8 protein-coding genes are annotated in these 9,910 nt (G+C 71.6%); 2 read left to right on the top strand and 6 right to left on the bottom strand.

The window, feature by feature from the left end; all coding sequences use genetic code 11:
• Nucleotides 1-56: 56 nt before the first annotated feature.
• The 4 genes from STRIP9103_RS43965 to STRIP9103_RS43950 all read right to left on the bottom strand — a co-directional run bounded on the left by STRIP9103_RS43965 (nt 57) and on the right by STRIP9103_RS43950 (nt 3,723).
• Nucleotides 57-347, bottom strand: coding sequence for a hypothetical protein (locus STRIP9103_RS43965; RefSeq protein ID WP_048822214.1), 291 nt, complete (start codon nt 345-347; stop codon nt 57-59).
• Between the two features lie 46 nt (nt 348-393).
• Nucleotides 394-1,404, bottom strand: a complete 1,011-nt coding sequence (locus STRIP9103_RS43960) for an LLM class F420-dependent oxidoreductase (protein ID WP_009342232.1) — start codon at nt 1,402-1,404, stop codon at nt 394-396.
• A 129-nt stretch (nt 1,405-1,533) separates the two neighbouring features.
• Nucleotides 1,534-2,364 (bottom strand): hypothetical protein, encoded by an 831-nt coding sequence (locus STRIP9103_RS43955; RefSeq protein ID WP_009342211.1) that lies wholly within the window; start codon nt 2,362-2,364, stop codon nt 1,534-1,536.
• A 390-nt stretch (nt 2,365-2,754) separates the two neighbouring features.
• Nucleotides 2,755-3,723: an N-acetylmuramoyl-L-alanine amidase gene (locus tag STRIP9103_RS43950; RefSeq protein WP_009342065.1), complete on the bottom strand. Its 969-nt coding sequence runs from the start codon at nt 3,721-3,723 to the stop codon at nt 2,755-2,757.
• Nucleotides 3,724-3,942: 219 nt separating this feature from the next.
• Here STRIP9103_RS43950 and STRIP9103_RS43945 point away from each other — a divergent pair, with 219 nt between their 5' ends.
• Complete coding sequence (locus STRIP9103_RS43945; protein WP_009342187.1) at nt 3,943-6,165, top strand: restriction endonuclease; 2,223 nt, start codon at nt 3,943-3,945, stop codon at nt 6,163-6,165.
• A gap of 49 nt (nt 6,166-6,214) precedes the next feature.
• Here the strand turns inward: STRIP9103_RS43945 and STRIP9103_RS43940 are convergent, their stop codons facing one another.
• Together STRIP9103_RS43940 and STRIP9103_RS43935 are read right to left on the bottom strand one after the other, a co-directional pair.
• Nucleotides 6,215-6,865, bottom strand: a complete 651-nt coding sequence (locus STRIP9103_RS43940) for a class I SAM-dependent methyltransferase (protein WP_009342069.1) — start codon at nt 6,863-6,865, stop codon at nt 6,215-6,217.
• A gap of 81 nt (nt 6,866-6,946) precedes the next feature.
• Nucleotides 6,947-8,479, bottom strand: a complete 1,533-nt coding sequence (locus STRIP9103_RS43935; protein WP_009342213.1) for an MFS transporter — start codon at nt 8,477-8,479, stop codon at nt 6,947-6,949.
• Between the two features lie 539 nt (nt 8,480-9,018).
• Between STRIP9103_RS43935 and STRIP9103_RS43930 the strand changes: the two genes are divergently transcribed.
• A complete protein-coding gene (locus tag STRIP9103_RS43930; protein WP_009342091.1) occupies nt 9,019-9,879 on the top strand; it encodes a MaoC/PaaZ C-terminal domain-containing protein in 861 nt (286 codons plus the stop codon).
• Nucleotides 9,880-9,910 lie beyond the last annotated feature (31 nt).

Raw genomic sequence — 9,910 nt, 5'->3', positions numbered from 1 at the left:
CCTGGGGGATGGGACGGGTAGGGGCGGCGGGGGCGAGGAAAGGCCGGGTGGGGACGTCAGTGGTGGCGGTGCATTCGGTTGGCGATGGCGTGCCCCACGAACAGATAGACAACGGCGGCGAGACCATACCCGGCGACCACCCGAGCCCACGCCTCGTCGAAGGTGAACAGGTCATGGGACCAGCCGACGAGCCAGCGGGCCGCGTCATGAATGAACTGCACGAAGTCGTTCGCCCCGTTCGCGCCCAGCAAGTACATCAGGATCCACAGCCCGAGAATGAGGGCCATGACGTCGGCGACGACCGCGATGACCCGTCCCGCCTGGTTGGAGCCGCTATATCGAGACATGCGACACGAGTTGCCCGCCGGGCGCGGATGAAACCACCGTCCGCGTCTACGAGTTGAGATCCGCCAGCACCCGCAGCGTGTGCGGGTCCGGGGCGACGACGAGCAGATCGGTCACCGGCCCCTTGCGCCACAACTCCAGCCGCTCCGCGATCCGTTCCCTCGGCCCGACCAGCGAGATCTCGTCGGCGAAGGCGTCCGGTACGGCGAGTACGGCCTCCTCGCGCCGCCCGTCGAGGAAGAGCCGCTGGATCCGCCGGGCCTCCTCCTCGTACCCCATACGGGCCATGAGATCGGCGTGGAAGTTGCGCTTGGCGTGCCCCATCCCGCCGATGTAGAAGCCGAGCATGGCCTTCACGGGCAGCAGCCCTTCGGCGACGTCGTCACAGACCCGCACCTGGGCCATGGGCGCGATGAGGAAGCCGTCGGGTACGTCCGCCAGCGAGGCCTCGTACACCTCCGTGCGCATCGGCGACCAGTACAGCGGCAGCCAGCCGTCCGCGATCCGGGTCGTCTGCGCGATGTTCTTCGGACCCTCGGCACCGAGCAGGAGGGGGAGGTCGGGGCGGAGGGGGTGGGTGATGGACTTCAGCGGTTTGCCGATACCCGCGCCGCCCGGCCCGTCGTACGGAAGGGCGTGGAAGCGGCCGGCCAGCTCGACCGGGGCCTCGCGCCGCAGCACTTGGCGTACGACATCGACGTACTCCCTGGTCGCCGTCAGCGGTGAGGCCGGGAACGGGCGCCCGTACCAGCCTTCGACCACCTGTGGGCCGGAGAGCCCGAGGCCGAGGAGGACACGGCCGCCGGAGAGGTGGTCGAGGGTGAGGGCGTGCATCGCCGTGGTGGTGGGGGAGCGGGCGGCCATCTGGGCGACCGCCGTGCCCAGCTTGATCCTTGAGGTCCGCGCCGCGATCCAGGCGAGCGGGGTGAAGACGTCCGAGCCCCAGGACTCGGCGGTCCACACCGAGTCGTAGCCGAGCCGTTCGGCCTCCTGCGCGAGCGGAACGTGGTCGGGTGAGGGGCCGCGTCCCCAGTAACCGAGTGCGAGACCGAGCCGCATACGCCTGCCTCCGTTCGGACGGCATGTTCTGACGGTGCGTCAGCTGAACGACCGGGGGCGACTGTACGACAACGGCCCCTCGCCCGGAAGGGCGAGGGGCCGTGCTGTGGCCGTATCGCGGCCTGTGGGTCAGCCGCGCTGGATGCCGCTGGTGTCCTGCAGGACGCCGCGACGGCCGTCCTGCGTCTGGGCGACCAGGTTGGGGCCGCGCTGCTCGACCGCCAAGTACCAGGTGCCCGGCGCCAGTTCGGCGATGGTCGACTGGGAGCCGTCCTCCGCGAACAGCGGACGCGCCACCGGCACCGCGAACCAGAACGGCGAGAAGTCACCGGCCGGCGGCTGCGGAGCCGCGGCGGCGGCCTGCTGCGGCCCACCGAACGGCGCCCCGGGCTGCCCGGCCCCCGGCTGCCCCGCACCGTAGGGCGCCTGCGCGCCGGCACCCGGGTACCCGTAACCACCGGGCGGCTGGGCACCGTACGGCTGCGGCGCGGCCGGACGCGGGGCGCCGACGAGGGCGGCCTTGAGCGCGGGGACGAGGGGGGTGGCGACGGCCGCGGCGGCCATGATCAGGGTGGCGATCAGGGCGATGATGAGACCGGTACCGGCGTCGGGACCGCTGCTGTCACCGCCGACGTTGTCCACGGCACCGCCCGGGTCGAAGATGTTCCCGAGCGCGCTCCACGCGGCGAAGACCGTGAACGCGATGCCGAAGTGGCCGAGGTCGATGCCGACGATCTTGGGCGCCTGGGGCAGACCACGGGCGATGACGATGAAGGCCGTGCCGAAGATTCCCGCCAGGACGACACTGAGCAGGACGGGCCCGCTCTCCCAGAGGTTGGGCATGTCGATGCTGGAGGGAGCCCCGTCGTACGAGTAGTTCTCGAGGAACGACGCGATGAACAGCAATACCGCTGCTCCGATCACGACGCCGTCGCCTCTGGTGAGGGAGCGGATATTCACTTCAGGTCCTTCGTCAGTCGTCTCGTCATCGGTGGAGGCGTCGCTGTCACCATGTCGCCGTCAGGCCCTGGTGGGAAGCGCGGGGGTGGCCCCTCATCGTAGGGACGACCTTATCGCCCGTCCGATGTGGGTGTCCGCCGGGATCCGCGCGACGATCACGACCCGCCCGCTACCCTCGCAGGAAGCTCACGATTCCCTCAGAGATCCCCTGCGCCCCGTTCTGCCGCCAGACACCGCTGGTCAGCGGTGCCGCGTCATGGATACCGCGCGAAGCGGCGCAGTCGGTGAACACGGCGGGAACTGTTGACAGATTGAGACCGCCCGGGGCCCGATGTGTAACGGGGCCGGAGGAGTTGGGGCCGGAGCGAACTCGGGCAATGGGCCCCGGGCCTACCTCTCCAGGAAGCTCGTGATGCCGTCCGAGATGCCCCGGGCCGCCTTCTGCCGCCATTCGCCGCTGGTCAACAGGGCCGCGTCCTGGCTGTCGCGCATGTTGCCGCACTCGATGAAGACCTTGGGGACCGTGGAGAGGTTGAGGCCGCCGAGGTCGGTGCGGGTGACGAGGCCGGTGCCGTCGCCGACGTAGTTGGAAGGGGGGCTGCCGGTGGCGCGTACGAACCTGCCGGCGATGCGTACGCCGAGGGCGTGGGAGGGGTCCACGATGGGACGGGTGTCGGCGGCGCCCTCGTTCACCGTGCCCGGCAGGATCACATGGAAGCCGCGGTTGCCGGCTCCCGAGCCGTCCGCGTGGATCGACACCACCGCGTCGGCCTCGGCCTCGTTTCCGATCCGCGCCCGCTCGTCGATGCACGGCCCCCAGGCCCGGTCCCCGTCCTGTGTGAACTTCACGGTGGCGCCCTGCGCTTCGAGAAGCTTCCGCACCCGCCGCGAGACGTCCAGCGTGAACTCGGCCTCCGCGTAACCGCCGTTGGTGGCCGTGCCCGTCGTGTCGCACTCCTTCGTCCCCGTCCCGATGTTCACCTTGCGGTTGATTTCGGCGGTGTGCTTGAAATTGCCCGGGTTGTGCCCCGGGTCGATCACGACGACCTTGCCCTTGAGGGGGCCGGTGGGGGAGGACGCGGAGGCGCCGGTCTCCTTGCTGTCGTCGGCGTCGTCGGCGTTGTCGGAGGGGGTCGGCTCACCGGAGGTCCTGGGCGTCGCCGGGGGAGCGCTCGTGGTCCGGGGCTGCGGGGCCGCCGCCCGGTTCGACCCGCCGTCTCCCGAATCCCCTACGGCCTGCCAGACGCCCCATCCGGCCAGCGACCCCACCACGACCGCGGCCACCGCCACGGTCAGCGGACGACGAAGAGCGGAACGGCGGGGCTGGGGCGGATCGAAGTCCGGTCCTACGTACGACACGTCTGCCACCATACGGGGCGGGCGCGGGGACGGCAGGCGCGAGTGGGCCGTACGGCACGCCGCGCTCCTCCCCGGCCTGTGACGCCTGTGACAGATCCCGGCGGCCGACGAATGGGCGTATTCGGACGTCGGCGGATAGAGTCGTCCAGTTACGTCTGGTTGTGGGGGCAGGGCTCCGGCGTGCGATGCGCGGAGTCCTGGTGGGAGGGCCTGTCGCGGATGAGTCGTCGCTCCAACGGGTTGGTCGGAATCTGGGCCGAGGCACAACGCCAGCAGCAGCGCCAGATGGAGGCGCGGGCCAGGCAGCAGCGGGAGTACGAGCGCCAACAGCGCGCGTACCAGCAGGAGTTGCGGCGCAGCCAACGCGAGCAGCAGGCGGCGTACCGGCAGCACCGTGAGGCGGAGGCCAGGCGGCGTACCGAGGAACTGGACGCGGCCGTCGAGGCCTTGGAGGGGTTGCTGGTCACCGGGTGCCGTGCGCCGGCGTTCAGGGCGGCCTCGCTCACCCGCACCGAGCGGCTGGAGCCGTTCTCCCCGGGCCCGCTCGCCCAGCCCGTGCCCATGCCGGACCCCAACCACTACCAGGCGCAGGGCGGCGGCTGGACCGCACAGCGCCGGGCCCAGGCGCAGGCGGAGGCGCGCGCCCGGTTCGAGCACGACTGGCACGCGGCCCAGGCGGCGGAGGCCCAGCGGCAGCACCAACTGGCCCAGTACCAGCGGCAGTACGAGGCATGGGCCGAGGCGCAGCGGGCGGAGGTCCGGCGGCACAACGCCGGGATCGCGCAGATGACGACGGCGCTGCGCGGCGGCGACCCGGAGGCCGTGGTCGACTACTTCTCCGCCGCCCTCTACGCCTCGGCCGCCTGGCCCGACGGCTTCCCGCGGCGCGTCTCCGCCGCGTACGACTCGGCCGCGCGGCAACTCGTCCTGGACTGGGAGCTGCCCAGGTACGACGTCGTGCCCGAGGCGAAGACCGTCGTCTACATGCCGAGCGCCGACCAGGACAAGGAGCGGCCCCGCCCGGTCACCCAGCGCCGCGCGCTCTACCGGGACGTCCTCGCGCAGTGCGCCCTGCTGGTGCTGCACGACCTGTTCGCCGCGGACGAGTTCGGCGCGCTGGAGTCGGTGGCCCTGAACGGTTTCGTGGACGACCACGATCCGGCGACCGGCCGGCGCGCGGAGATCTTCCTGCTGACCGTCATGGCGCCCAGGTCGGTGTTCTCCGGGCTGCACCTGGAGCAGGTGAGCGCGGTCGACTGTCTGTCGGACGGGCTCCGGGGCCAGCTCTCCGCCCGCCCCGACCAGCGTGTCGCCGTACGGCCCGGCCGGCGGCCCGACGACGTGGGCAACGGTGTCGTCACCCACGGCGGTGACGAGGAGCCCGACCTGCTGGAGATGGACCCGATCGCCTTCGAGGCGCTGGTCGCGGAGCTCTTCCGGGCCATGGGCATGCAGGCGGTGACCACCCAGCGTTCGAACGACGGCGGCGTGGACGTCGACGCCCTCGACCCGACGCCGATCCGCGGCGGCAAGATCGTCGTGCAGGTCAAGCGCTACCGCAACACCGTCCCGCCGACCGCCGTCCGTGATCTGTACGGCACCGTCCAGGACGCCGGCGCCAACAAGGGTGTCCTGGTGACGACGTCCAAGTTCGGCCCCGGCTCGCACACCTTCGCCAACGGCAAACCGCTCGAACTCGTCTCCGGCACCGAACTCGTCGACCTGCTGCACCGGCATGGGCTGCGGGGGCGGCTGGGGAACCAAGGAGGCCAGGGGAGTCCGGGGAGCCGGGGCAACCCGGCGAGCCAGGGCGGCTCGCGGAGCCAAGGGAGGCCGGGCGAGGGCGGGCGCCCCGATTCCCTGCCTCCCACCCTGGTCCTCGATCTTCCGGATCAGCCGACGGCCTCGCCGGGCGCCCGGAGCGGGACGGATCCCGCCCCGGCGCCGGGCGCCGACGGCGATCACAGCGTGCTCGGCATGTTCTGGACCGGCGGCGTGGCCCTGGACGTCTGCGCGCTCGTCTGCCACGGCAACCGGGTCCTCAGCGACGACCACTTTGTGTTCTTCAACAACGTCCGCACCCCCGACGGCACGGTTCGCGCCGTCCCCCCGACCATGCCCGACAAAGCGGCGATCCAGGTGGCCTTCGACGCCCTGCCGGAGGGCGCCGACCGCCTCGTCCTCGTGGCCGCCATCGATCCCGCCGTGAACCCCGAGGTCGACCTGTCCGGTTTCACCGACGCCCACATCCGCCTCCTGGACCCGGCACGTGCCGAACAGGGCCGCCTCGACGTCTCCGACGGCCGCCCCGGCGAGACCGCGCTGGTCCTCGGCTCCTTCCGCCGCCGCGCCAACGGCGACTGGGACTTCGTCGTGGGAGGGAAGGGCTACCGGGGCGGCTTGGAGGAACTGGTCCAGGACTTCGGGATCGACGTGGCGTGATCGCCGTGGCGGGGCGGCGGCTACGGGGCGGCCGGGGCGACCCCCGGGGTCAGATCCCCGTGTCGGTGCGCCGCAGCACCCGTAGCGAGTCCGTCGCCGACACCTCCGTGAAGGCGCCGGAGGCGAGGGCGCGGAGGTATACGCGGTACGGGGCCTGGCCGGTGAACTCGTCGGCGGGGTCCGGGAAGACGTCGTGGATGACGAGGAGGCCGTCGAGGGCGACATGCGGGGCCCAGCCCTCGTAGTCGGCGGTGGCGTGTTCGTCGGTGTGGCCGCCGTCGATGAAGACGAAGCCGAGCGGGGTCCCCCAGAACGCGGCGACCTGCGGGGAACGGCCGACCACCGCGACGACGTGATCCTCCAGGCCCGCCCGGTGGAGGGTGCGGCGGAAGGTGGGCAGCGTGTCCATGCGCCCGACCTCGGGGTCGACGGTCGACTCGTCGTGGTACTCCCAGCCCGGCTGCTGCTCCTCACTGCCCCGGTGGTGGTCCACCGTGATCGCGGTGACGCCGGCCTCCCGTGCCGCGTCGGCCAGCAGGATCGTGGAACGGCCGCAGTACGTGCCGACCTCCAGCAGCGGCAGCCTCAGCCGCCCCGCCTCCATGGCCGCCGCGTACAGGGCCAGCCCCTCGCCCACGGGCATGAACCCCTTGGCCGACTCGAAGGCGGCGAGGATCTCCGGCTTGGGTGCGGCGGGCATGGGGTCCTCCTGTGTCGTACGTCCCTCGGGGGCGCCCCATGCTGTCACGTGGGCCGAAGCGGGGTTCAGGCCACCCGCTGTTCAGGCCACCCGCTCGCTGGTCCGTTCCGGGACCCGGCCCGCCTCCTCCTGGCCGCTGCCGCTGCCGCTGCCGCTGCCGCTGCCGCCGCTCGCCAGCAGCCGGTGGCCGGTCGTGCGGCGGTCGCGGGCGGGGAGGAAGAAGGCGAGGAGGATGCCGACGGCGACCGCGGCCGTGGCGATCAGGAACGAGACGCGGAAGCCGTGCATGGTGGGGATCGCGACGCCGCCGACGTGGTTCGCGGTGTTGGCCAGCACCATGCCGATGACGGCGCTCGACACCGACGTACCGATGGAACGCATCAGCGTGTTGAGGCCGTTGGCGGCGCCCGTCTCGGACGGGTCCACGGCGCCGACGATCAGGGCCGGGAGGGAGGAGTACGCGAGGCCGATGCCCGTGCCGAGGAGTACCGAGATCACCACGGTCTGCCAGGCGGCGCTCATCAGGCCGAGGCCGGCGCCGTAGCCGATCGCGATGATCAGCAGGCCGAGGATGAGGGTGCTCCTGGGGCCGTACTTGGCGGAGATCCGGGCGTAGACCGGCGCCGTGAACATCATCGTCAGACCGAGCGGGGCCACGCACAGGCCCGCGACGACCATCGACTGGCCGAGACCGTAGCCGGTGGACGTGGGCAGCTGGAGGAGCTGCGGCAGGACGAGGGAGACGACGTAGAAGGAGACGCCGACCATGATCGAGGCGAGGTTGGTGAGGAGCACCTCGCGGCGGGCGGTCGTGCGCAGGTCGACGAGAGGCGCGGGGAGGCGCAGTTCCAGGACGCCCCACAGGAGCAGCACCACGGCCGACGCGCCGAACAAGCCGAGCGTGGTCGCGGACGTCCAGCCCCAGCCGCTGCCCTTGGTGATGGGGAGGAGGAAGAGGACGAGACCGAGGGAGAGGCCGAGCGCGCCGATGAGGTCGAAGCCGCCCTCCGCGCGCGTCTTCGTCTCCGGTACGGCGACGAGGGTCAGCACGATCGAGAGGACGCCGAGGCCGGCGGCGCCGAAGAAGAGGGCGTGCCAGTCGGTGTTCTGGGCGACCAGGGCGGCGAGCGGCAGCGCGAGGCCGCCGCCGACGCCGATGGACGAGCTCATCAGGGCCATGGCGGAGGCGAGGCGTTCGCGGGGGAGCTCGTCGCGCATCAGGCCGATGCCCAGGGGGATCGCGCCCATCGAGAAGCCCTGCAGCGTGCGGCCCACGATCATCGGCAGCAGTTCACTGGTGAAACCGCTGATCAGCGCGCCGACCACCATCACGGCCAGGCTGGTGAGCAGCATGCGGCGCTTGCCGTAGAGGTCGCCCAGCCGGCCCATGATCGGGGTGGCCACGGCGCCCGAGAGAAGCGTGGACGTCAGGACCCAGGTGGCGTTGCTGGGCGTCGTGTCCAGCAGTTCCGACAGGTCCTTGATCACCGGGACGAGCAATGTCTGCATCACCGCGACCACGATCCCGGCGAACGCCAGCACCGGGACGATCGCTCCCGTCGGTCTCCGGGTGGCCCGGTCGACGGCGGTCGTGGGCGTGGGCGTCTGCATCATGGAGCGGGGCCTCCTGGCCGGGGTGAGGGATCGCGGAGTACGTGGGATCACGGGCTATGTGTCAGCTGAACCTCGTGTGCCTGGGCAACTATTCCGGTCTTTCGTGTGGCTAACGAATCCTTGACCGAGTCATGGGGATGTGACAGGTCGTCAGTGGTGGGTGGAGGGGAGGGGGGTCGGCCCGGCTGGTTGGAGTGGTCCGCTCGGCTCTGCCGCGGCCGGCCCTGTTGGTGGGCCTCCCGGAGGGCTTCCGTGCGCGGCACTCTCGGTGACGGGACCCCGGCGGCCCCGATGGCCCCGATGTGCGGAGTTCGGCAGGGCGAATGTCGCCGTGCGGCGCGGGCCGGAGGCGGGTATCTGACGTAGTGTCAGGAGCCTTCACAAGTATACGCGGCTCGGCTATACAGAGGTTCGCCGGACTGGAACGCGTTCTAGCGGAAGGTCAGGGGAGCGGGTTCCGGCCCATGTGACGACCTCGGTGCGGCCGCTGGTGCGGACGGTCGTACCGAGGTTCCTCGACGCCTCCCGACAGGAGCCCCATGCCCATCGACGCAGCCAAGGCGCTCGCGGCCGAGCCGCGTTCCGTCGAGATCTCGTGGACGCGGAAGGATGTGCTGCTCTATCACCTCGGTATCGGCGCCGGAGTCCCCGTGACCGATCCCGACGAGCTGCGCTACACCCTCGAATCCCGGCTGCATGTCCTGCCCGGCTTCGCGACCGTCGCGGGGGCGGGGGCGCCGGATGTCATCGGAGGGCTGAGCGTCCCCGGCGTGGACGTCGATCTGGCCAAGGTGCTGCACGGCGGACAGCGCATCGAGTCGCATCGGCCGATTCCGGTGGAGGGGCGGGCGACGGCGACATCGCGGGTGGCGGCGGTGTACGACAAGGGCAAGGCGGCCGTGCTGGTGATGCGGACCGAAGTCGCCGACGCCGAGGGCCCGTTGTGGACGAACGAGGCGCAGATCTTCGTACGGGGAGAGGGCGGCTGGGGCGGCGACCGCGGCCCGTCCGCCCGCCTCGAAGCGCCGACGACCTCCCCCGACAAGGAGGTCGAGCGCACCGTACGTGAGGACCAGGCGCTGCTCTACCGTCTCTCCGGTGACTGGAACCCGTTGCACGCGGACCCGGAGTTCGCCGCGCGGGCCGGGTTCGAGCGGCCGATCCTGCATGGGCTGTGCACATACGGGATCACCTTGAAGGCGGTCGTGGACACGGTGCTCGGCGGGGATGTCGGCCGGGTCCGCTCGTACGGTACGCGCTTCGCGGGGGTCGTCTTCCCCGGCGAGACGCTCCGCATCCGGATGTGGCGGCCGGACGACGCCACGGTGCGGGTGGCGGTGACCGCCGTCGAGCGGGACGACGCACCGGTACTGGCGGACACCCTGGTCGAACACTCATGAGCGGCCCCGGACCCGCCGTCCGCCCAGCGCA

It is taken from the genome of Streptomyces ipomoeae 91-03, from assembly GCF_000317595.1.
In the GTDB taxonomy this organism is placed as follows: domain Bacteria; phylum Actinomycetota; class Actinomycetes; order Streptomycetales; family Streptomycetaceae; genus Streptomyces; species Streptomyces ipomoeae.
The sequence above is the reverse complement of the archived record's forward strand: the minus strand, read 5'-3'. Positions and strand labels throughout refer to the sequence as shown.